The sequence below is a fragment of the Kingella pumchi genome (assembly GCF_022288825.1).
GTDB classification, from domain to species: domain Bacteria; phylum Pseudomonadota; class Gammaproteobacteria; order Burkholderiales; family Neisseriaceae; genus Kingella_D; species Kingella_D pumchi.
This window is the reverse complement of sequence record NZ_JAKOOW010000011.1, coordinates 266-21,699: the sequence shown is the minus strand read 5'-3', so window position 1 is coordinate 21,699 and position 21,434 is coordinate 266. Positions and strand designations below refer to the sequence as shown.

Sequence of the window (21,434 nt, the reverse complement as noted above, 5' to 3'; positions counted from 1 at the left end):
AGCCGAAAACCTGTGTTTGGGTTCCGGCTGTCAGCGAAAAGGTGAAGAGAGGTATTTTGCAAAGGTCTCGGCCTTTCGGTTTATTTTGTTTATTCCGACACAGGGCGGCGGCCAATCACGCAGCCGATTGCCCGACTGCCCTATCCCATCCTGCATAACGCGCTGACAAAAGTGTTAAAATAGCCCGTTTATAGTGTCATAAAACATGTTTGACCGGCGGCTTGAAGCGTTTTCGCTTCGCAGAAACTCCGTTTCCTTCGGAAGCTCAGTTTTAACTTCGTTGAAGCTGCGCTTTCAGACGGCCTTCAGCCTTTTCTCGAAAGATCGATCGTGATAACCCTCCCCATTCCCGTCCCCCAAACCCCGCACGCGCTCTACCGCGCCATGTTCTTCTACATCGTTGCCGCATTCGGCATCGGCTGGTTTCTGCCCGTAAACGGCGTGCTATGGGGCATACTGCTGGCCACCGCGCTGGTGCTGTATCTGCGCATCCGCGCGCTGGCACGAGGCGAAAAACGGCTGTACGACCGATTCCCCGCCGGCAAAAGCGGCATCTCTTCGCTGCAATGGCTTTATTTGATGATTGCCGTGATGGGCGCGGTTGTCGCCTTTTACGGCGGCACGGCGGCCTCATACGGCGAATTGCGCGAAGCACGCGGCATCGTCCCTGCCAAACCGTATAATGCAAGAACCGAATGTTATGCCCGGCAGGATGCCGTATCCCAAAACGGATTCGCCCAATTCCTACTCGGCCGCCCCTGCCGCCATGTGAGCGATACCAACTATCTCCCGTTCCCCAACGGCGGCGAAACCCTGCATTTGAGCTGTGCCGCCGACCTGCACGATGCTTGCGAATCCGCCTACGCCCATGCAGGCAAACCGGCCGTGGTGAAATACAGCGGCTCGCGCCTGTATGAAATGCAAGTGGACGGCGTGCCAATCTACCGTTATGCCGACCAAGCTGCCCGATTCAACCGCGAACGCAAAGCCGCCTTGCTGGACGCGCTCATCGCCGTGCCGCTGTTCGCCCTGCCGCTGATGTGGTTCCACCGCCGCTTCGACGATTGGCAGAACGCGCTGGCCGAAGGCGAAACCGTGCCGGACGAAACGCCGCAGTGGTGGAAATACACCGTGTTGTGCTGCTGGTATCTGCCGCTTGCCGCCGCCTTTGCATGGGCGGGCATCGGTTGGTGGCGCAACATTGACGAGCCGATTGCCTTGACCATCGGGCTGCTGTTCATCGGCGCGTTGCTGTTGTTCACCCTGCGCGGCGCGTATCGCGTGTTTGTTCCAAAGCAGCCTGCATCCTATAGTGGATTAAATTTAAATCAGGACAAGGCGTCGAGCCGCAGACAGTACAAATAGTACGGCAAGGCGAGCCAACGCTGTACTGGTTTTTGTTAATTCACTATAAAACGGCTTCACATCAACGGATAGCAAGCGTAGGTTGGGTCGAGACCCAACTTTCAGGCTGCTTTTGGGTTTGTTGGGTGTGCAACCCAAGCTACGATTGCCGAACCCGGCTTTCAGGCTGCCTGAAAATGCCGCGCCCCTGCCGCAATGCTTCCGGCAGGGGCGTTTGTTGTCGGCGGGTTTTAAGCCGCGATGTTTTTCAGGCTGCCTGATCCGTATCCGTTTGCCGGCGGCAGCCTGAAAGCCTGTCAGGCATCGGGCAGGCGTGCCATCCACAGGGCGACGCACAGACAGACGGCGGAAGTTCCGGCGCCGACGTACCAGCGCTGCGGAAACTGGAAAAACAGCCAGCTGCAGGAGAGCGTCATCATCGACCAGGCCAGGTATTTTGCCCGCCGCGGCACCGCCCGCCGCTGTTCCCAGTTTTGCACCATCGGCCCGAAAAAGCGATGCTGGTGCAGCCAGCGGTGAAAGCGCGGCGACGCCCGCCCCCAACAGGCGGCGGTAACCAGCACGAAAGGGGTGGTCGGCATTATCGGCAAAAAGGCGCCGATAATGCCCAGCAGCAGAAATACCGCGCCGAAAAACCACAGCAGCCAGTTGATCAGCGTGCGGCGCAGGCGGTTTTGCGGCATCGCCAGCACGATGGTCGACGGAATCACCAGCAACAGCAGCAGCGATATCCAGATTACGGCGGAAGAAGTGCTGCCGAGTGCCGGCATCACCGGCTCGGCGGCAGCGGCCGGCAGGCCGGCGGCACAGAAAAAAGCAGTCATGGTTGTTCTCAAACAAAACGCCGCCGGCACGGGGCGCGGCAGGCCGATCGGGCAGCCTGAAAACGGCGGCAGCGCCGCAGCGGCTGCGGGAAAAACAGGCGGCGAGTGTAACACAAAGCGCCGCCGCCCTTTCAGGCTGCTTTGGGGGCGTAACAGGCAGCCTGAAAACTGGTTTTCTGTTTTCAGGTTGCTTTTTTCCTTATTTCGCGTCCCAAAAACCACGCTGCAAATGTACTGCCGGTGGCAGCCATTTGTCGGCATTTATGCCCGACTTTGCGGATGGGATTTGTCGGGCATAAATGCCCGACCTACAACCCAATACCGTCATTCCCGCGCAGGCGGGAATCTTGGTAAAACTCAGACAATGGTTTGCTTCTCCAAGCCTTTGGGGATTTCAAATAAGATTCCCGCCTGTGCGGGAATGACGCTGGTTGGGAAAGTGCCAAGATTTTCAGGCTGCCTTTGTGTGGCGCCTATCAGCCGAGCATGGCCAGCAGTTCGGCTTCGCCAATCACGGTGATGCCCAGCGCGGCGGCTTTGTCGAGCTTGCTGCCGGCGGCTTCGCCGGCGACGACGTAGTCGGTTTTTTTCGAGACGCTGCCGGAAACTTTGCCGCCGGCGTCTTCGATCAGGGCGGCGGCCTGGTCGCGTTTGAGCGTGGGCAGGGTGCCGGTGAGCACGAAGGTTTTGCCGGCGATTGCGGCTTTCAGTCTGCCTGCTGCTTCGTTGTTGCCGTCGCCGTCGGCTGGATGGTCGGCGGGCAGGCTGTTTATAAAGGCGATGGTTTGGGCGAGCAGAGCGGCGTTTTCGGGTTGGCGGCGCCAGTCCTGCCAGTTTTGCGGCAGGGCGGGGTCGTGTTGCAGGGCGTCTAGGCTGCCGGCGAGCTGCCACAGCTCTTGGGCGCGTTTTTCGCTGAGTTTGAGACCGGGCAGGCGGGCGAGCCAGCGCTCTGGCGGGATTTGGGCGTTCAGGCTGCGGGATGCGGCGGCGGTTTGGGGGGCGACGCCGGCGGCGAGTAGATCGTCGAGCAGACGGTTTTGCTGCGGGTCGCGGAAATGGCGGGCGATGGACTGGGCGACAACGGCGCCGATATCGGGCAGGCAGGCGAGCACCGGCTCGGGGGCGCGGCGCACGGTGTCGAGACTGCCGAAGGACGACGCCAGCTGCTTGGCGGTGGATTCGCCGACGTGGCGGATGCCGAGCGCAAACAGCAGGCGCGCCAGCGGCGGGTTTTTGCTGGCGGCGATACCGTCGAGAATATTCTGCGCCCATTTGACCGGCGCTTTTTTGCGGCTGCCGTTTTCGTTTTCAGGCTGCCTGTCGCCGCCATCGGCCTGCTCTTTCATTTTCTGCAGATCGGCCAGCGTCAGGCGGTACAGGTCGGCGAAGCTGCCGACGATGTTTTGTTCGACCAGTGCTTCAATCTGCTTTTGGCCGAGACCGTCGATGTCCATCGCTTTGCGCGCGGCAAAGTGGATTAAGCCTTGCGCGCGCTGGGCTTGGCACAGCATGCCGCCGGTGCAGCGGGCAACAGCTTCGTTTTCTTCGCGCTCGACTTTGCTGCCGCACACCGGGCAGTTTTCAGGCAGCCTGAAAGCGGGAAATCTGGGTTTCAGGCTGCCTGAAAACAAGTCGTCCCCCGCTTCTTCCACCATCGGCCGCCGCTCGGGCAGCACGCGCACCACTTCGGGAATCACGTCGCCGGCGCGGCGCACGATGACGGTATCGCCCACGCGCACGTCTTTGCGCTCGATTTCGTCCTGGTTGTGCAGGGTGGCGTTGGTAACGGTTACGCCGCCGACAAACACCGGCGCCAGTCGGGCGACGGGGGTCAGGGCGCCGGTGCGGCCGACTTGAACGTCGATATTCTCAACGGTGGTGAGCGCTTCTTCGGCGGGAAATTTGTGGGCGATCGCCCAGCGCGGGCTGCGGTCGCGAAAGCCCAAAACCTGCTGTTGCGCCAGGCTGTTTACTTTCACCACCATGCCGTCGATTTCGTAGGGCAGGTTCGGCCGCTGTTGCGCCATGGCTTCGTAAAAGGCGAGCGCGCAGGCAATATCGGGGCAGATGCGCCAGTTGCCTTTGGGCAGGCTGAAACCGAGTTCCGCGAGCCATTCGAGCTCTTGCGCGTGGCTTTCAGGCTGCCTGGCCGCGCCTTCAAAACGGGCGATGCCGTAGGCGAAAAAGTGCAGCTTGCGCTGAGCGGTGATGCGCGAATCGAGCTGGCGCAGGCTGCCGGCGGCGGCGTTGCGCGGGTTGGCAAACGGCTTTTGCCCCGCCGCTTCCTGCCGTTTGTTCAGTGCGGCGAAATCGGCTTTGAGCATCAGCACTTCGCCGCGCACTTCAATTAGCGGCGGCACGTTTTTTCCGGCCAGCCGCAGCGGGATATTGCGCACGGTTTTGATGTTTTCGGTAACGTCTTCGCCCGCCGCGCCGTCGCCGCGCGTGGCCGCCTGCACGAATACGCCGTCGCGGTAGAGCAGGCTGACGGCCAGGCCGTCGAATTTGGGTTCGATTACGTATTCGGTGGCGGCGGCCAAGTCTTTGTTTATCCGCTCGTCGAAAGCCAGCATTTCGGCGTGGTCGAAAACGCCGGTATCGTTTTGCGGCGAAAAGGCGTTGGAAAGCGAGAGCATCGGCACGGCGTGGACAACGGTTTCAAAGCCGTCCAGTACCGCGCCGCCGACGCGGGCGGTGGGGCTTTCCGGCAGCCTGAAAGCGGGATGCGCGGCTTCCAGCGCTTCGAGTTCGCGGAACAGACGGTCGTATTCGGCATCGGGCACACTGGGCGCATCGAGCGTGTAATACTCGCGGGCGTAGCGGTTTAAAAGGGCGGTGAGTTCGGCAATGCGGGTTTGGGGATTCATGGTTTCAGGCTGCTTTCGGGATAAACGGCATTAACTGCGCGGATGGTGGCGTTTGACGATTTCCTGCAGCCGCAAATCGGCCACATGGGTGTAAATCTGGGTGGTGGTGATGTCGGCATGGCCCAGCAGCAGCTGCAGCACGCGCAAATCGGCGCCGTGGTTGAGCATATGGGTGGCAAAGGCGTGGCGCAGGCCGTGCGGTGACAGTCCTTCGATGCCTACCGCCTCGGTGTAGCGGCGCACGATCTGCCAGGCAAGCTGGCGGCTGATGGCGCCTTTTTTGTTGCCGACAAACAGTGCGTCGCAGCGGCGGCCTTTGAGTATCTGCCCCCGCGCTTCTCGCAGATAGCGCTCCAGCCAGTGCGAGGCTTCGGCGCCCAGCGGCACGATGCGCGGCTTGCCGCCTTTGCCGACGGTGTGGACGATGCCGCGCTCCAGCCCGACATCGTTCAAGGCCAGGCCGACCGCTTCGCTGGCGCGCAGGCCGGTGGCGTAAACCAATTCCAGCAGCGCCTTGTCGCGCAGGCCGAAAGGGTCGGCCGTATCGGGCGCGGCCAGCAGCGCGTCGATCTGCGCTTCGCTAACCAGCACCGGCAGCCGCTGCGGCTGCTTGGCGGCTTTGAGAATGGCGCAGGGATTGTCGCCGCGCTGCTCGGTTTCGTGCAGCCAGCCGTAAAAACGCTTGGCGGCCGACAGCATCCGCGCCTGCGTGCTGGCCGCGCCGCCGGCATGCACCGCCGCCGCCAGCGCTTCGCTGTCAGCACTTGCCAGGCTTAGTCCGCCATCGGCCAGCGCTGCAGAGAGTTTGGCCAAATCGCGGCGGTAGGCATCAAGCGTGTTTTGCGCCAGCCGCTCGCGCAGCCACAGGTATTCGAGAAAAGCGTCGGCCAGTTCGGCATCGGATTTCATAAGCGGCGAAAAAAGTGGAAAGCGGCGGATTATAAAGCAGTTTGGCAGTTTGACAGCATGGGGGCGTTGGCATTGCTGTTTGCCACCGCTCAGACAGGTAGCGGTGTTTCGGGGTGAAACTTAAAAAGGCAGCCTGAAACCCAAACGGTTTTAGCGGCCGTAGGGTGCACACCGTGCACCAAACGGTGCTTACGAGGCAGGAGGCTTGAAAACCAAGCAGCATGCGCGGCGCAGGCTGCTTTTTCGTTAAGGTTTACTACAGGCAGCCCCACCCCTGGCGCAGCCGAACAGAGCGCGGTTTTTCCGGATTCAAGCGTGCGTCCTGTTTGAGCCTTGCCCCAAGCAAGGCGAGTTCGTACGCGCCGGAAAAGCCGTGCGGCGTGAGGGAAGCCGCGCCCCAAGCGCGGCCTGCAACCGGGGTCGCCTTTCTTTGCCTACTTTCTTTGGCGACGCAAAGAAAGTAGGGCGCCGCGCGGCGATGGCGCGCAAAGGTGGATCGGGCAGAACTTTCCGAAATTCTGTCCAAAGATATTGCAGGCAGCTTCAAACGAGCACTCCAAACCACCCAAGCAAAAAGCAGCCTGAAAACCACCTATCCTGTTTTCAGGCTGCCCGACTTTTCAGCCTGCCGCGCCATACCCGACAAAAACACTCGGCAATGATAAAATGCGCGCCTTTTCCATTCCGAGATAGCAAAGGCACACACATGGCACTGCTTCAAATCGCCGAACCCGGTCTTTCCGCCGCGCCGCACCAGCACCGGCTGGCGGTAGGCATCGATTTGGGAACCACCAACAGCCTGGTCGCTACCGTGCGCAGCGGCAGCGCGGTTTGTCTGGCCGATGAAAACGGGCAGGTGTCGCTGCCATCGGTGGTGCGTTACGGCGAAGCGGGCGAGATACTGGTCGGCAGCGATGCCGCGGCGGCGGCCGGCAGCGATGCCGCCAATACCGTCAGCTCGGCCAAGCGGCTAATCGGGCGCAAGCTCGAAGACGTTGATGCCGGCCGTCTGCCCTACCGCTTTGCCGACAGCGAGCGCCTGATCGGGCTGGACACCCGCCACGGCGTGAAAACCGCCGTCGAAGTGTCTGCCGAGATTCTGCGCGTGCTCAAAGCGCGCGCGGAAGCTTCGCTGGGCGGCAGCCTGACCGGCGCGGTGATTACCGTGCCGGCCTATTTCGACGAAGCCCAACGCCAGGCCACCAAAGACGCGGCGCGGCTGGCGGGTTTGAACGTGCTGCGCCTGCTGAACGAACCCACCGCCGCCGCCATTGCCTACGGGCTGGACAACGCCGCCGAAGGCACTTTTGTGGTGTATGACTTGGGCGGCGGCACCTTCGACGTATCGGTGCTGCGCCTGTCCAAAGGGTTGTTTGAAGTGAAGGCCACCAACGGCAATTCGGCGCTGGGCGGCGACGATTTCGACCACCGCCTGGCCGCTCATCTGGCCGAAACCGCCGGCATCGATACCGCCGATGCCGGCGTGCGCCAAAGCCTGCTGGCGCTTGCCCGCAGCGCCAAAGAAGCCTTGAGCAGGCAGCCTGAAAGCCGCGTTGAAGCCGATTTGAACGGGCAGCGCATCGACACCGCAGTCAGCCGCGACACCTTTGAAGCGCTGACCCGCGATTTGGTGGCGCAGACCATCGAGCCGGTGAAGCAGGCGCTCAAAGACGCCGGTGTCGCCAAGCAGGATGTGGACGGCGTGATTATGGTCGGCGGCGCCACCCGCATGCCGCAGGTTCAGGCTGCCGTTGCCGAATTTTTCGGCCGCGAACCGCTGAACAATCTCGACCCCGACCAAGTGGTTGCCCTCGGCGCGGCGGTGCAGGCCGACGTGCTGGCCGGCAACAAGCGCGAAGACGACTGGCTGCTGCTGGACGTTACCCCGCTGTCGCTCGGGCTGGAAACCTACGGCGGGCTGGTGGAAAAAATCATCCCGCGCAATTCCACCCTGCCCGCCGCCCGTGCGCAGGAGTTCACCACCTTTAAAGACGGGCAGAGCGCGATGAGCATCCATGTGGTGCAGGGCGAGCGCGAACTGGTGGCCGACTGCCGCAGCCTGGCCAAATTCACCCTGCGCGGCATCCCGCCGATGGCCGCCGGCGCCGCCCGCATCCGCGTCACATTTCAAGTCGATGCCGACGGCCTGCTGTCGGTGTCCGCCCGCGAGCAGACCACCGGCGTGCAGGCGCAGATCGAAGTCAAACCGTCTTACGGCCTGGACGATGAAACCATCACCCGCATGCTCAAAGACAGCATCAGCAACGCCAAAGACGACATCACCGCCCGCGCCCGCGCCGAAGCGCAGGTCGAAGCCGAAGGGCTGATTGCCGCCGTCAATGCCGCGCTGGAGATGGACGGCGATTTGTTGTCCGACACCGAGCGCCAAAGCGTGCAGGATGCCGTCGATGCCCTGGCCGGCAGCCTGAAAGACGGCAGCGGTGCCGCCGCCATCCGCCAGGCCGTGCAGCAATTGGCGCAGGCCACCGACAGCTTCGCCGCCCGCCGCATGGACCGCAACATCAAACGCGCCCTTGCCGGCCAAAGCATCGACGCGGTTTGATACCGCAGACTTGCGTTCCCTCTCCTGCGCTCGCGCGGGGGAGGGCTAGGGTGGGGGTGGCATTTCGCAGAAATGCTGCGGCAGATATTGCCGAAACGTCAAACACCCCCACCCCAGCCCTCCCCCGCAAGCGGGAGAGAGAGCCAAACAGCCGTCTTTATAATTTTCAGGCTGCTTTCGCCCTCAAACAGGAAAACACCCGCTGCCGTATTCCCGCGCTGTTGGAAAATAAAACGGCAGCTTCCGATTTTTCAGGCTGCCTTTAGCCAAAGCAGCCTGAAAAGCGCAGCAAGGAAACCCGATGAGCACCTATCCCGCCCCCGATTTCGAACGCAAAATCCTTTCCCCCGCCGAGCTGGCTGCCAAGCTCGACAGCCTGCCGCGCCCGCTGGTGTTTACCAACGGCTGCTTCGACATTCTCCACCGCGGCCACGCCAGCTATCTGGCGCAGGCGCGCGCGCTCGGCGCCTGCATGGTGCTGGCACTCAATACCGATGCTTCGGTGCGCCGTCAGGGCAAGGGCGATGACCGCCCGATCAACCCGCTGGAAAACCGCGCCGCCGTTGCCGCCGCGCTGGAGAGCGTCGATTACGTTACCTGGTTCGACGACGACACTCCCGCCGCGCTGATCGAACAGCTCTGCCCCGACGTGCTGGTCAAAGGCGGCGACTGGCAGCCTGAAAACATCGTCGGCGCCGCCCAAACCCTCGCCCGCGGCGGCAGCGTCCACTCCATTCCCTTTCTGCACCAGACCTCCACCACCAAAACGCTGGAAAAGATCCGCGCCTCGGCAAAAGAATAAAGCAGCCTGAAACCTTTGTCTGACTCTGCCGAGATTTCTGCCTGTGTGGGAATGATGCCGTTCAGGCGGTTGGTTTGGCGCAAAACAGGCAGCCTGAAAAACCAAAAGCAGCCTGAAAACCGTGTTGGCGGTTTTCAGGCTGCTTTTGGTTTTTCAGGCTGCCTTGCCGATAAGCGGCGGCAGGGATGATGTGTGTGCTCTGCCGAAGCAGTTTTACAGTTTGAACTTTTTCACCGCCTGCTGTACCAGCTCGATCTGGCGGGCGTATTCGCGGCACTGCGGGCAGATGAGCAGGTGCAGGTGCAGGGCGAGACGTTCGCCGCCGGTGAGCGGGCGGTCGGCCTTGTGGGAAATCAGTTCGGTGATTTGGCGGCACTTTTTCATGGCGGTTACCGGTGGTTGAACCATTTGATCTGCAGGCATTGGCGCAGCCCTTCGCGGGCGCGGTGCATGATGGTGTAGTAGTTGGCGGCGCTGATGGCGCAGTGGCTTTGGATTTCGTCGGCGTCCCAGCCCATGACTTCGCGCAGCATAAAGACGCGGGCGGTGTTTTCGGGCAGGCCGTACAGGCAGGCTTGGAAAACGCTTTGAAACTGGCGGCCTTCCAAATCCTGCTCGGGGGTGCGCGGGTTGAAGTCGATGCCGCCCTCGTGCCAGTGGCCGCTGTTGTCGAACTGGGCTTCGTAGAGTTCGTCGAGCTCGGTTTCGGCGGGGGTTTCGGCGAAGACTTTGTTCTCGCGCTGCTTTTGGCGCAGGTAGTCGGTGATTTTGTTTTTCAAAATGGCAAACAGCCAGGTTTTGAGCTGGGCGCGGCCTTCAAAGCGGTCGCGGTGGCGTAGCGCGGAGAGCAGGGCTTCTTGGGTGATGTCTTCGGCGGCATCGGCGTTGCCGGTTTGGATACGGGCAAAGCGCAGCAAATCGCGTTGCAGCCCGATAAGCTCGGCGTCGTCCCAGCTGTGGTCGGCACTCATGCCTGCGGCTCCGGCAGCAGTACGTCGGCATCGACCCATTGCTGCCAGCGGCGGGCGATTTCAGGCTGCCATTGGCTGTTGTCGGTGCCGGCAACGGCGGCAAGACGCTCGCAAATCTGCGCTTGGCTCAGCGGGTTGGCGGCGGCGGCAAGCAGCACGGCATCAACGGGATCGAGACGGTTGTGGTACACGCTGCCTTCGCTGTCCTGCCAAACCAGCAGGGTGGCGGGGTCGGCTTGAAAATCGGGCGTTTGGGCGCTGGGATCGAAAGGATAATCGGCGAGCAGGGCGGCGGGGGAGAGACGGAACAGGGTGTCTTCGTCCCACTCGAAGCTGTTGTCGGGCGGGGTGGGCGCGGTTTCGGCCAAGAGCTGGCTGTGCTCGAAGCGCATCAGTTCGAGCAGGTGCTCGGGCAGCCTGAAAACCTGGCGGCAGTAGGCGAGAAACTCGCCGGGAATATCTTGGAAATAGGGCGAGTGGGCGCGGCCGTCGGCTATAAAGCCCTCCTGCGCGGCCGCCCATTGTTCGGGCGGGCAGTGGCGGGCGGTTTCGGGGTAGCAGCGGCGGATAAAGCTGTGGACGTTGTTGCGCACCAGGCGGGCATAAACGGCGAGACGCTCGGGGGCGAGACCGTCGATTTCGGCGGCATCGGCGCGGCGCACGGCGCGGGCGAGCTGTTCTTGGAAGGCGGCGGAAGCGCCGGCGGCGGTTTCAGGCTGCATGGGGCTGCTCCTTGATGGCGGCTGCGGCTTGGATGTCGGCGATTTTCTGCACTTCGGCGCTGAGTTCGGCAAAGGCGGGGAAGTTGAAATCGCGCTCAAGCAGGGTGGGCGGGATGTGCGCCATGCGGCGGTAGGCGGCGGAGAGCAGATCCCAAACGTTGTCTTTCACCGGCGCGCCGTGGGTGTCGATCAGCACCTGCGGGTTTTCGTCGTCGTGGCCGGCGATGTGGATGTAGTTCACCCGCGCCATTTCGACGGTGTCGAGAAAACGCTGCGGTTCGAGCAGGCCGTGGTTGACGCTGTTGACGTAGATATTGTTGATGTCCAGATGGATGCCGCAGTCGGCTTCCTGCGCCACGGCGTTGAGAAACTCGGCTTCGTTCATTTCGGCCAGCGGGCTGTGCAGGTAGTAGGACGTGTTTTCGATGGAGATGCGGCAGCCGAGAAAGTCCTGCACGCGGCGGATGCGTTCGGCGGTGTGGCGCACGCTTTCGGCGGTGAAGGGCAGCGGCAGCAGGTCGTAAAGGTGGCCGCCCAGGTCTTGGCAGTAGCTCAGGTGGTCGGAAAAGAAACCGCAGCGGTATTGGCGCATCATCGCTTTGATGCCGGCCAAGAGCTCCATATCGAGCGGGGCTTGGCCGCCGAGCGACAGCGACAGGCCGTGCAGCGCCAGCGGCAGGCGCTCGGCGGCGGCATCGAAGCGCTTGCGTGCGGCGCCGCCCATGCGGATCCAGTTTTCGGGCGCGGCTTCGATAAAGTCGATGGGGCTGGTGGCGGGCAGATCGAGAAAGTTCTCGGCCAGATCGCGGCGGTAGCCGAGCCCGGCGCCGTGCAGGGTGGTGTCCATATCCTTTTTTCCTTGTAGCGGTTTGCTGTTTTCAGACTGCCGTTTCGCGTAAAGCAGCACGGATACTGCTTTGCGCCAAAGGGCGGCGGGGTGGTTTTCAGGCTGCCTGAAACGGTAAAGGCAGCCTGAAAACCGGTTCAGCGATTACCGATTAGTGCGAACCGCATTTGCCTTCGCCGCACTTGCCTTCGGCGGCTTTGCTCGGGTCGGCAGCGGCACCGCCGCATTTGCCTTCGCCGCATTTGCCTTCGGCGGCTTTGGTTTTGGCTTTGGTTTTCATGGTTTTTTTCATCGCGGGCGCTTCTTTTTTGGCAGCGGGCGCGGCAGCGGCGGTGGCTTGCACGCCCAGCGCCAGAGTCAGGGCACCGGCCAAAGCGATCAGGGAAGATTGTTTCATGGTTTCTCTCCAATTAAGTGGTTAAAACGGAGCCTGCAGGCGCCCGGCTCCTTGGGCGTAAAAAAGTCGGTTTATGCTTGTGCGGGGCGCGTTACGCTTTGCCGCGATAGCGCTGCCACAGATAGTCCAGCGAGAGTTTGCCGGCGCCTTGTCCGAGTAGCGGCAGCAGCATCACGATAAACATCAGCGCGAGTTTGTAGCCGCCTTCGCTGATGGTGTAGCCGTAGCCGGCATGCACGGCGTACCACGCCACGGCAGTCAGCACAATCAGCGCCAGCGCCGAGAGCCGTGTCAGCAGCCCGACCAGCAGCAGCACCGGAAACACCAGCTCGGCATACATTGCCAGATTCCAGTTGAGATCGGCGGAAAACTGCGAAAAGGGGAAGGGGAATTGGTCTTGGATGCTGTCGAACCAGTTTTTGCCGTGCAGCTTTTCCAGGCCGGCATCGAAAAACTCGTAGGCCAAGAGCAGGCGCAGGCCGAGCAGGCCGACGGCTTCGCCGATTTGGGCGTAGATTTTTTCAGGCTGCTTTTTGGCCGAGGTGCGGGGCATGGTGTGTCCTTTCTGAGTGTGTGCTTGCCTTATGCGGATTTAGTCGCCGCCGCCGCGCTTTTCTTACGGCGGTGGGCGAAAATATTGTTTGTGCCTTGTATGCAAACGGTAAAAACAGCAAAAGTAGCCTGAAAAACGCTTTCAGGCTGCCTGAATGGGTAAACGCCCTACGAACCCAAAAACCAAAACTTCGCCATCCACGCCACGGCCACGAACCACACCATTACCGGCACGTCTTTGGCGCGGCCGCAAACCAGCTTGATGGCGGCGTAGCTGATAAAGCCCACGGCGATGCCGTCGGCAATCGAATAGGTGAAGGGCATAAAGGCGATGGTCAGGAAAGCCGGCGCCGCTTCGGTGATGTCGTTCCACTCGATTTCGGTGGCGCTGCGCAGCATATGGATGCCGATATACAGCAGCGCCGGTGCGGTGGCGAATGCGGGCACCGACTGCGCCAGCGGCGAGAACCATAGGCAGGCAAGCATCAGCACGCCGACGGTAACCGCCGTCAGGCCGGTGCGCCCGCCCGCCGCCACGCCCGAAGCGCTTTCCACATAGGGCGTGGTGGACGACGTGCCCAGCGCGGCACCGGCGACAATCGCCACCGAGTCGGCAAACAGCGCTTTTTTCAGGCGCGGCAGTTTGCCGTCTTCTAGGAGCCCCGCGCGGTGGGTTACGCCCACCAGCGTGCCGGTGCTGTCAAACAAATCGACCAGGAAAAATACGAATACCACTGCAATCATGCTGCCGTTCAGCAGGCCGGAGAAATCCATCTGCATCAGCGTCGGCGCCAGGCTGGGAATCTCCGACACCACGCCGTGAAACTCGCTCAAACCCATGGCCACCGAAATCAGGGTGATGCTCAGAATGCCGATAATGATTGCGCCGCGCACGCGGAAATAGTCCAGCGCCACGGTCAGCACAAAGCCGAGCATCGCCAGCAGCACCGGCCAGTTCGGCGCTTTGGTGCCGTTTTCTTCCACATAGAAATTGGCCATTTTCAGCAAAGTGGCGTCGCTGCCGACAATCACGCCGGCGTTTTTCAGCGCAATCAGCGCCAAAAACAGGCCGATGCCGGCGGCAATCGCCATTTTCAAACTCATTGGCAGCGCGTTCACCAGCAATTCGCGCACCTTGAAAAAACTGAACAAAATAAAAATCACGCCTGATACAAACACCGCCGCCAGCGCAATCTGCCAGGTAACACCCGGCATGCCCATCACCACCGAAAAGGTGAAATAGGCGTTCAGCCCCATGCCCGGCGCCAGCGCGATCGGGTAGTTGGCCAACAGCCCCATAATCAGGCAGCCGATGGCCGCCGAAATGCAGGTGGCCACAAACACCGCGCCGAAATCCATGCCGGTTTTGGACAGGGTGAGCGGGTTAATGATGACGATGTAGCACATGGTGAGAAAGGTGGTGAAACCGGCCAGTATCTCGGTGCGGACGGAAGTTTTGTGCTGCGACAGGCTAAAAAGGCGCTCGAGCAGGGGGGTGGGGTGGGACATGGTTTTGAAATGGTGTGTTGGAAAAACGCGATTATAGCGTTTACTTCCGATTACAAAGGATTACATTTTTCCCGCGCCTGAACGGGCACGGCAAAGGGCAAAGCAGCCTGAAAAACCTTTCAGGCTGCTTTGCCCTTACTTATAATCGCAGGCATTTTCATTTCTTAACCGGAAGAGACAATGAACCAATTTGATCCCGCGCCGAAAAACCGCATCCGTTTGAACAGCAACCCGCAGCGCCGGCAGCCCGGCGGCAGCACCAACCCGCTGGCGGTAACCAGCCTGATATTCAGCATTCTCAGCTGGATTATCCTGCCCCTGATCGGCAGTTTGGTTGCCGTGGTTACCGGCCACATCGCCCGCGGCCAGATCCGCCGCTCCGAGCAGGCCGAGGACGGAATGGGGCAGCTTGGCGGCGGAATGGCGCTGGCCGGCTTGATTTTGGGCTATGTGAATATCGTGCTGTTTTTATTTATCACCATTGTATTTTCGGCAATCGCCATTCCGGCCTATCAGGCCTATGTCGCCCGCACCAAAATTACCGAGGCCGACAGCCGCATCGAACCCATCCGCACCCGCTTGGTCGAATGGATTATTGCCGATCCCGATCAGGCTTTTGAGTCCGAACCGCCGGCTTCGCTGCTTGCGCCGACTGCCGGCATGGGGGAGTATTGGGAGAGCGTGGAGTGGAAAGACCATACTTTGCATGCCCGCCTGAAAGCCCAGCCGCCGGTACCGACAGCCGTGTGGGGCAAAACCATCCGCTACACCGTGATGCCGGATCACAACAACAGCAGCGCCCGCTGGATATGCCAGTTTGTCCGCCCTGAAGGCAGCGCCGGCAATCAGGACGTCAATTTTGACGATTCCCTTTACCTGCCCAGATCCTGCCGCGCCGAAGAATAAGGGGTAAACGCGGCGCTTCAGCCGCTTTCGTAAAACCAAAAAGCAGCCTGAAAAACCTTTCAGGCTGCTTTTTGCGTGGGTTTACCACCATGACCAGGCGGGTTTTTTTTGGTTTTCAGGTTCTTGCTGTTGCAGATGTTTGGGTCGCCGGCAAGGCAGCCTGAAAGGTTTTTCAGGCTGCCTTGCCGGCGGTTTTGGGCATTTTCAGACCCAGCGTTTTGATGCGGCTGGTGTCGTCCAGCTCTTTAACGGTGAGGCGAAAGCCGTCCAGCAGCAGGCTGTCGCCGGCCACGGGGACGTCGAAGCGCTCGTCGAACATTGCGGCGAGCGTTTTTTCGCGGTCGGCTTCATCGGCGCGGATGCCGTAGGCGGCGGCCAGCTCGCCGGCGCGGATGTCGGGGCGGATTTCAAATTCGCCGTAAAAGGCCTGGCTCTGGCCGCTGCCGTCGTCAAACTGCTCGGCAAAGGCTTCGCCGAGGTTTTCCGGCAGCACATACCATGCAATGTCGCCGGCGCGCATCTGGGTGCCGATGTGCACGTTTACCGTTTCGCCGCCGCGCACCAGCGCAAACAGGCGGCTGCCGGCAAAACGCGGGTCGCGGGTCATGGCGTAGGGGTGGCTGTTTTCCGCTTCCGAGCCGGCGCCGACGCGGAAAGACTGCATGGTCAGCTGCAGCTTGCGGTCGAGCCAGATATCGCGGCTGTCCAGCGGCTCGGGCTTGGGCGGCAGCACCATGCCGAGCTTGCGGGCGAAAAAGGGAATGGTGGTACCCTGAATCAGCAGCGACAAAATCACCACGGCAAAAGCCACGTCAAACAATAATCGTGCATCGGGCACGCCGCGCATCAGTGGGATAATCGCCAGCGTTACCGGCACCGCGCCGCGCAGGCCGACCCAGCTGATATAGGCAGTTTCGCGGCGGGTAAAGCGGAACCAGCGGATGGACGAAAACACCGCCAGCGGCCGCGCCACCAGAATCAGAAAGGCGGCAATCACCAGCGCCTGCCAACCGTGATCGAGCAGCCGCGAAGGCGTAACCAGCAGCCCCAGCACCAAAAACATCACCGCCTGCGCCAGCCAGGCCAGGCCGTCCATCACGTTTAAAACGTGTTCGGTGGCGCTGTTGCGGCGGTTGCCCACCATCACGCCGACCAGATACACGGTGAGAAAACCGCTGCCGCCCAGCAGATTGCCCAGCGCAAACACCAGCAGCCCGCCCGAAGCGATCAGCAGCGCGTACAGCCCTTCGGCCAGCCGGATTTTCGCCAGCAGCAGCGCCAGAATCTTGCCAGCGGCCACGCCGAACAGCACGCCCAGCCCCAGCTGTTTGACCAGAATCCACAGCGTGCCCGCCCAAGTGGTTTGCGCCGGATTCAGAATCAGGTCGATCAGCACGCCCACCAGCAAAATCGCCATCGGGTCGTTGACGCCGCTTTCCAATTCCAGCGTGGCGCGGATACGTTCGTGCAGGCGCACGCCGCTGTTGCGCAGCAGCGAAAACACCGCCGCCGCGTCGGTCGAGCCGACGATCGCCGCCATCAGCAGCCCCAGCTGCCACGGAATATCGAGTAGGAAAGTGGCAAACACCCCCAGCAGGCCGACGCTGGCCAGCACCCCCCAGCTGGCCAGCACCGATGCCGGTTTGAGCGCGATGCGGAACACCGAAAACGGCGTGCGCAGGCCGCCGTCGAGCAGAATCAGCGCCAGCGCCAGCTGGCTCACCAGCGCCGCGCCGACGAAATTGTCAAAGGCGATTTTGCCCACGCCTTCTTCGCCCGCCAGCATGCCGACGCCGAGAAACACCAGCAGCAGCGGCATCCCCAGCCGCGCCGACAGCCGGCTGGCCACCACGCTGACAAACAGCAGCAGCGCCATCACCAAAAACAGGATATTGAGTTTTTCTTCCATAGGGGTTTCTGCGGACAGGAGCGGCCGTTGGGTTTGGCTGATGCGCACGGCCGCGCGGTTTCTTATATCGGATGGCTGCCTGTTTCAGGCTGCCTGAAGTGTGTGCCGCCGGCGCCCGGCACCGGCCGGCGGATTCTAGCACAGCCGCCCGCTTGCGGCGCCTGCGGCAAGGGTTTTCAGGCTGCCCGAATGGGGTAGGGCGGCTGTATGCGGTGGCATATTGGGTCAAAGGCAGCCTGAAAAGTTTTCAGGCTGCCTTTGGCTGTATCCCCGCCGCAAAAGCGCGTACAATCGCGGCTGTTTTTTATCTTTAATTGAAGGAGTCCGCCATGAAAAAAATCTTGTTGCTTACCGCCGCCGCCCTGCTGCTTGCCGCCTGCGGCGAAAAGAAACCTTCCGAACAGGTTTTGGAAACGCGCGATAAGGCCGTTAAGCAAACCAAAGACGCCATCGATGCGGCGCAAAAAGCCAATGAAGAAAAACTGCGTGAAGCCGAAGGCCAAGCCGGCCAATAAATTTGCCCTTGTTAGCGTTTTCCCTTTCAGGCTGCCTTGTTTCAGGCAGCCTGAAAATATGTAGCATCCGCGCCTACATCAAAAAGCCAAAGATGCCGCACCGATCTGTGCCGGTTGTCTTCCAACCATAAATTCAGGCAGCCTGAAACCCAACCGAAAGCACAATATGACCACACCCATCATCTACCCCAAAACCTACGACGTAATTATCGTCGGCGGCGGCCACGCAGGCACCGAAGCCGCGCTGGCTGCCGCCCGCATGGGCGCGCAAACGCTTTTGCTTACCCACAACATTGAAACCTTAGGACAAATGTCCTGCAACCCGTCTATCGGCGGTATCGGCAAAGGCCATCTGGTGCGCGAAGTCGATGCGCTCGGCGGCGCGATGGCGTTGGCGACCGATATGTCGGGCATCCAGTTTCGCCGCTTAAACGCCAGCAAAGGTGCGGCGGTACGCGCCACCCGTGCCCAGGCCGACCGCCTGTTGTACAAAGCCGCCATCCGCGAAATGCTGGAAAACCAGCCGAATTTGGATTTGTTCCAGCAGGCGGTGGACGATATTACTTTAAACGGCAACCACGTATCGGGCGTGAAAACCGCGATGAATGTCGAGTTTAAAGCCCGCGCCGTGGTTTTAACCGCAGGCACGTTTCTCGCGGGCAAAATCCACATCGGTTTGGAAAACTATTCGGGTGGCCGCGCCGGCGACCCTGCCGCGCAGTCGCTTTCAGGCTGCCTGAAAGAGCTGAACCTGCCGCAAGGCCGTCTGAAAACCGGCACGCCGCCGCGCATCGACGGGCGCACGATTGATTTTTCCGTGCTGGAAGAGCAGCCCGGCGACACGCCGATACCCGTGATGTCCGTGCGCGGCAGCGCGGCGCTGCACCCGCGCCAAGTGTCGTGCTGGATTACCCACACCAACAGCCAAACCCACGACATTATCCGAACCGGCTTTGACCGCAGCCCGATGTTTACCGGCAAAATCGAAGGCGTCGGCCCGCGTTACTGCCCGTCGATTGAAGACAAAATCAACCGCTTCGCCGACAAAGACAGCCACCAAATCTTTCTCGAACCCGAAGGCTTAACCACCCACGAATACTACCCCAACGGCATTTCCACCAGCCTGCCGTTTGATATTCAACTCGCCCTTGTGCGCTCGATGAAAGGCTTGGAAAACGCCCACATCCTGCGCCCCGGCTATGCCATCGAATACGACTATTTCGACCCGCGCAACCTCAAAGCCAGCTTGGAAACCAAAACCATCAACGGCTTGTTCTTCGCAGGGCAGATCAACGGCACAACCGGCTACGAAGAAGCCGCCGCACAAGGGCTGCTCGCGGGCGCAAACGCCGTACAGTATGTGCGCGGACAAGCGCCGCTGCTGCTGCGCCGCGAACAGGCGTATCTCGGCGTATTGGTTGACGATTTGATTACCAAAGGCGTGAACGAGCCCTACCGCATGTTCACCAGCCGCGCCGAATACCGCCTGCAGCTGCGCGAAGACAACGCCGATATGCGGCTCACCGAAGACGGGCACAAAATCGGCCTAATCGGCGAAGCGCAATGGCGTGCGTTCAACGAAAAACGCGAAGCCGTCGAGCGCGAAATCCAACGGCTCAAAACCACTTGGTACACGCCGCAAAAGCTGCCCGAAGCCGAACAAATGCGCGTGTTCGGGCAAAAATTAAGCCGCGAAGCCAACCTGCACGACCTGTTGCGCCGCCCCAATCTCGACTACGCCACCCTGATGACCCTGCCCGACGCAGGGCCGCCCGCCACGCTGCCTGAAAACGTGGTGGAACAGGTGGAAATCCAAGTCAAATACCAGGGCTACATCGACCGCCAGCAGGAAGAAATCAACAACCGCCGCGACATCGAAACCCTGCGCCTGCCTGAAAATATCGATTACGCCAAAGTCAAAGGCTTGTCCGCCGAAGTGCAGCAGAAACTCAACCAGCACCAGCCCGAAACACTGGGGCAGGCATCGCGCATTTCCGGCGTAACCCCCGCCGCCGTCGCGCTGCTGATGGTGCATTTGAAACGCGGGTTTAGGGATGCGAAGTAAACGATAAAAGGCAGCCTGAAAGCCGCAGGCTTCAACAAAGTTAAACCCCCGCCGCCGTAGGTCGGGCATTTATGCCCGACACCCGCCCCAACCAACACCCCCAAAAAAAAGGCATTCCCCATGTCCATGACCACCTTCACCAAATCCATCCAAGACATCATGCGCTCCGACGCCGGCATCAACGGCGACGCCCAGCGCATTGAGCAGCTCACCTGGCTCTTGTTCCTAAAAATCTACGGCAACAAAGAAGAAAACTGGGCGATTGTCGATCCCGCCTACCAATCCATCATCGAGCCGCGTTTCCAGTGGCAAAACTGGGCAACGGACAACAAAGACGGCAACGCGCTCACCGGCGAAGCCCTGCTGGATTTTATCGACCGCGAGCTCTTTCCCGCGCTCAAAAACCTGCGCGTCAGCGAACACACCCCCTTAAAGCAGCGCATCGTGCGCGATATATTTCTTGACGCCAAAAACTTTATGAAAAACGGCGTACTCCTTCGCCAGCTCATCAACGCCATCGACGAAATCGACTTCGACGACACCAAAGAGCGCCACGCCTTTGGCGAGATTTATGAAACCATCCTCAAAAGCCTGCAAAGCGCGGGCAACGCCGGCGAGTTTTACACCCCGCGTGCCGTAACCGATTTTATGGTTCAAGTGATTGCGCCCAAACTCGGCGAAACCGTGGCTGATTTTGCCGCAGGCACCGGCGGCTTTCTCGTTTCCGCCCTAAACGCACTCGAGCCGCAGGTGAAAACCCCGCAAGACCGCGAAACGCTCAACCAAAGCCTGTACGGCATCGAAAAAAAACCGCTGCCGCACCTTTTGGGCATCACCAACCTGATTTTGCACGACATCGACAGCCCGCAAATCCGTCACGGCAACGCCCTGGAACAAAACGTGCGCGACGTGCAGCCGCAGGATTTGCACGACATCATCCTGATGAACCCGCCCTACGGCGGCACCGAACTGAACATCATCCAGCAGAACTTCCCCGCCGAACTGCGCAGTAGCGAGACTTATGACTTGTTTATCGCCCTTGCCTTCTATCGCCTCAAAGCGGGTGGCCGCACCGCCATCATCATTCCCGACGGCTTCCTCTTCGGCAACGACGGCGCGAAAACCGCGCTCAAAACCCGCCTGCTCACCGATTTTGACCTGCACACCATCGTGCGCCTGCCCAAAAGCGTGTTTGCGCCCTACACCCCTATCACCACCAATATTTTGTTTTTTAACAAACTCCAAAGCGGGCAGCGGCCGTCTGAAAAACTCTGGTTTTACCGCGTCGATATTCCAAGCGACCGCAAAGCCTTTTCCAAAACCAAGCCCATGCAGCTCGAACACTTTTCAGACTGCCTAAACTGGTGGCACAAACGCGAAGAAATCAAAGACGAGCAAGAAGGCAGCTTTAAAGCCCGCGCCTTTGACAAAGCCGAGATTTTGGCAGGCGGCGTCAATCTCGATTTATGCGGTTATCCCAACCAAGAAACCGAAGTATTAAGCCCGATGGAAACCATTTTGGCCTATCAGTCCGCCCGCGATAATTTAAACGCCAAAATCGATGCCCAACTGGAAAAAATCCGCACGCTGATGGGCATGCCGTCTGAAACGGAGAGCGAATAAATGAACACCCCGCAGCTTGCCGATTCCCTGCGCGCCGCCGTCTTACAGGCCGCGATAAAGGGCGAACTTACTGAAAGGTCGTCTGAAA

The 21,434-nt window shown here is 60.6% G+C and carries 18 protein-coding genes; 7 read left to right on the top strand and 11 right to left on the bottom strand.

Translation table 11 applies throughout. From position 1 onward, the window contains the following. Positions 1-330 precede the first annotated feature (330 nt). On the top strand, positions 331-1,365 hold the full coding sequence (locus MB824_RS03425) for a hypothetical protein (RefSeq protein ID WP_238745989.1): 1,035 nt from the start codon (positions 331-333) through the stop codon (positions 1,363-1,365). 296 nt (positions 1,366-1,661) lie between these two features. Here the strand turns inward: MB824_RS03425 and MB824_RS03420 are convergent, their stop codons facing one another. The 3 genes from MB824_RS03420 to xerD all read right to left on the bottom strand — a co-directional run bounded on the left by MB824_RS03420 (position 1,662) and on the right by xerD (position 5,965). Beyond that, positions 1,662-2,021: a YbaN family protein gene (locus tag MB824_RS03420; protein WP_407659223.1), complete on the bottom strand. Its 360-nt coding sequence runs from the start codon at positions 2,019-2,021 to the stop codon at positions 1,662-1,664. Between the two features lie 644 nt (positions 2,022-2,665). Continuing rightward, positions 2,666-5,056 (bottom strand): NAD-dependent DNA ligase LigA, encoded by a 2,391-nt coding sequence (ligA, locus tag MB824_RS03415; RefSeq protein ID WP_238745987.1) that lies wholly within the window; start codon positions 5,054-5,056, stop codon positions 2,666-2,668. Between the two features lie 30 nt (positions 5,057-5,086). Next, positions 5,087-5,965 (bottom strand): site-specific tyrosine recombinase XerD, encoded by an 879-nt coding sequence (gene xerD, locus MB824_RS03410; protein ID WP_238745985.1) that lies wholly within the window; start codon positions 5,963-5,965, stop codon positions 5,087-5,089. Between the two features lie 706 nt (positions 5,966-6,671). On the opposite strand from xerD, the gene hscA reads away from it, so the two are divergent. Then, on the top strand, positions 6,672-8,528 hold the full coding sequence (gene hscA, locus MB824_RS03405; protein WP_238745983.1) for a Fe-S protein assembly chaperone HscA: 1,857 nt from the start codon (positions 6,672-6,674) through the stop codon (positions 8,526-8,528). Between the two features lie 301 nt (positions 8,529-8,829). Then, positions 8,830-9,330, top strand: a complete 501-nt coding sequence (locus MB824_RS03400) for an adenylyltransferase/cytidyltransferase family protein (RefSeq protein ID WP_238745981.1) — start codon at positions 8,830-8,832, stop codon at positions 9,328-9,330. 213 nt (positions 9,331-9,543) lie between these two features. On the opposite strand, the gene MB824_RS03395 is transcribed toward MB824_RS03400, so the two are convergent. The 7 genes from MB824_RS03395 to MB824_RS03365 form a co-directional block, all read right to left on the bottom strand. Then, the gene (locus tag MB824_RS03395; protein WP_238745979.1) at positions 9,544-9,714 is read right to left on the bottom strand and encodes a zf-HC2 domain-containing protein; all 171 of its coding nucleotides are present in this window, start codon (positions 9,712-9,714) and stop codon (positions 9,544-9,546) included. A gap of 5 nt (positions 9,715-9,719) precedes the next feature. Beyond that, on the bottom strand, positions 9,720-10,301 hold the full coding sequence (locus MB824_RS03390; RefSeq protein WP_238745977.1) for a sigma-70 family RNA polymerase sigma factor: 582 nt from the start codon (positions 10,299-10,301) through the stop codon (positions 9,720-9,722). After that, on the bottom strand, positions 10,298-11,023 hold the full coding sequence (locus MB824_RS03385) for an HvfC family RiPP maturation protein (protein ID WP_238745975.1): 726 nt from the start codon (positions 11,021-11,023) through the stop codon (positions 10,298-10,300). The genes MB824_RS03390 and MB824_RS03385 overlap by 4 nt, the downstream gene beginning before the upstream one ends. After that, positions 11,013-11,870: an HvfB family MNIO-type RiPP peptide maturase gene (locus MB824_RS03380; RefSeq protein WP_238745973.1), complete on the bottom strand. Its 858-nt coding sequence runs from the start codon at positions 11,868-11,870 to the stop codon at positions 11,013-11,015. Before MB824_RS03380 ends, MB824_RS03385 begins: the two co-directional genes overlap by 11 nt. Before the next feature lie 151 nt (positions 11,871-12,021). Then, complete coding sequence (locus MB824_RS03375; protein WP_238745971.1) at positions 12,022-12,267, bottom strand: HvfA family oxazolone/thioamide-modified RiPP metallophore; 246 nt, start codon at positions 12,265-12,267, stop codon at positions 12,022-12,024. Positions 12,268-12,358: 91 nt separating this feature from the next. Continuing rightward, positions 12,359-12,820 (bottom strand): HvfX family Cu-binding RiPP maturation protein, encoded by a 462-nt coding sequence (locus tag MB824_RS03370; RefSeq protein ID WP_238745969.1) that lies wholly within the window; start codon positions 12,818-12,820, stop codon positions 12,359-12,361. Positions 12,821-12,987: 167 nt separating this feature from the next. Next, complete coding sequence (locus MB824_RS03365; RefSeq protein WP_238745967.1) at positions 12,988-14,328, bottom strand: NCS2 family permease; 1,341 nt, start codon at positions 14,326-14,328, stop codon at positions 12,988-12,990. A 180-nt stretch (positions 14,329-14,508) separates the two neighbouring features. Between MB824_RS03365 and MB824_RS03360 the strand changes: the two genes are divergently transcribed. Further along, positions 14,509-15,234 (top strand): DUF4190 domain-containing protein, encoded by a 726-nt coding sequence (locus tag MB824_RS03360; protein WP_238745966.1) that lies wholly within the window; start codon positions 14,509-14,511, stop codon positions 15,232-15,234. A gap of 172 nt (positions 15,235-15,406) precedes the next feature. Here MB824_RS03360 and MB824_RS03355 read toward each other — a convergent pair whose 3' ends face one another. Further along, positions 15,407-17,143: a potassium/proton antiporter gene (locus MB824_RS03355; RefSeq protein ID WP_238745964.1), complete on the bottom strand. Its 1,737-nt coding sequence runs from the start codon at positions 17,141-17,143 to the stop codon at positions 15,407-15,409. 329 nt (positions 17,144-17,472) lie between these two features. Here MB824_RS03355 and MB824_RS03350 point away from each other — a divergent pair, with 329 nt between their 5' ends. From MB824_RS03350 to MB824_RS03340, 3 genes are all read left to right on the top strand, one after another. Then, positions 17,473-17,658 (top strand): hypothetical protein, encoded by a 186-nt coding sequence (locus MB824_RS03350; RefSeq protein WP_238745962.1) that lies wholly within the window; start codon positions 17,473-17,475, stop codon positions 17,656-17,658. Between the two features lie 166 nt (positions 17,659-17,824). Next, positions 17,825-19,723 carry a tRNA uridine-5-carboxymethylaminomethyl(34) synthesis enzyme MnmG gene (gene mnmG / locus MB824_RS03345; protein ID WP_238745956.1) on the top strand — a complete coding sequence of 633 codons (1,899 nt, stop codon included), beginning with the start codon at positions 17,825-17,827 and terminating at the stop codon, positions 19,721-19,723. A 120-nt stretch (positions 19,724-19,843) separates the two neighbouring features. Then, the gene (locus tag MB824_RS03340; protein ID WP_238745955.1) at positions 19,844-21,346 is read left to right on the top strand and encodes a class I SAM-dependent DNA methyltransferase; all 1,503 of its coding nucleotides are present in this window, start codon (positions 19,844-19,846) and stop codon (positions 21,344-21,346) included. The last annotated feature ends 88 nt before the right edge of the window (positions 21,347-21,434 follow it).

Coding starts and splice junctions, on each gene's coding strand:
- ligA (WP_238745987.1), bottom strand. CDS start 5,056: ATGAATCCCCAAACCCGCATTGCCGAACTCACCGCCCTTTTAAACCGC.
- xerD (WP_238745985.1), bottom strand. CDS start 5,965: ATGAAATCCGATGCCGAACTGGCCGACGCTTTTCTCGAATACCTGTGG.
- hscA (WP_238745983.1), top strand. CDS start 6,672: ATGGCACTGCTTCAAATCGCCGAACCCGGTCTTTCCGCCGCGCCGCAC.
- MB824_RS03400 (WP_238745981.1), top strand. CDS start 8,830: ATGAGCACCTATCCCGCCCCCGATTTCGAACGCAAAATCCTTTCCCCC.
- MB824_RS03395 (WP_238745979.1), bottom strand. CDS start 9,714: ATGAAAAAGTGCCGCCAAATCACCGAACTGATTTCCCACAAGGCCGAC.
- MB824_RS03390 (WP_238745977.1), bottom strand. CDS start 10,301: ATGAGTGCCGACCACAGCTGGGACGACGCCGAGCTTATCGGGCTGCAA.
- MB824_RS03385 (WP_238745975.1), bottom strand. CDS start 11,023: ATGCAGCCTGAAACCGCCGCCGGCGCTTCCGCCGCCTTCCAAGAACAG.
- MB824_RS03380 (WP_238745973.1), bottom strand. CDS start 11,870: ATGGACACCACCCTGCACGGCGCCGGGCTCGGCTACCGCCGCGATCTG.
- MB824_RS03375 (WP_238745971.1), bottom strand. CDS start 12,267: ATGAAACAATCTTCCCTGATCGCTTTGGCCGGTGCCCTGACTCTGGCG.
- MB824_RS03370 (WP_238745969.1), bottom strand. CDS start 12,820: ATGCCCCGCACCTCGGCCAAAAAGCAGCCTGAAAAAATCTACGCCCAA.
- MB824_RS03365 (WP_238745967.1), bottom strand. CDS start 14,328: ATGTCCCACCCCACCCCCCTGCTCGAGCGCCTTTTTAGCCTGTCGCAG.
- MB824_RS03360 (WP_238745966.1), top strand. CDS start 14,509: ATGAACCAATTTGATCCCGCGCCGAAAAACCGCATCCGTTTGAACAGC.
- MB824_RS03355 (WP_238745964.1), bottom strand. CDS start 17,143: ATGGAAGAAAAACTCAATATCCTGTTTTTGGTGATGGCGCTGCTGCTG.
- MB824_RS03350 (WP_238745962.1), top strand. CDS start 17,473: ATGAAAAAAATCTTGTTGCTTACCGCCGCCGCCCTGCTGCTTGCCGCC.
- mnmG (WP_238745956.1), top strand. CDS start 17,825: ATGACCACACCCATCATCTACCCCAAAACCTACGACGTAATTATCGTC.
- MB824_RS03340 (WP_238745955.1), top strand. CDS start 19,844: ATGTCCATGACCACCTTCACCAAATCCATCCAAGACATCATGCGCTCC.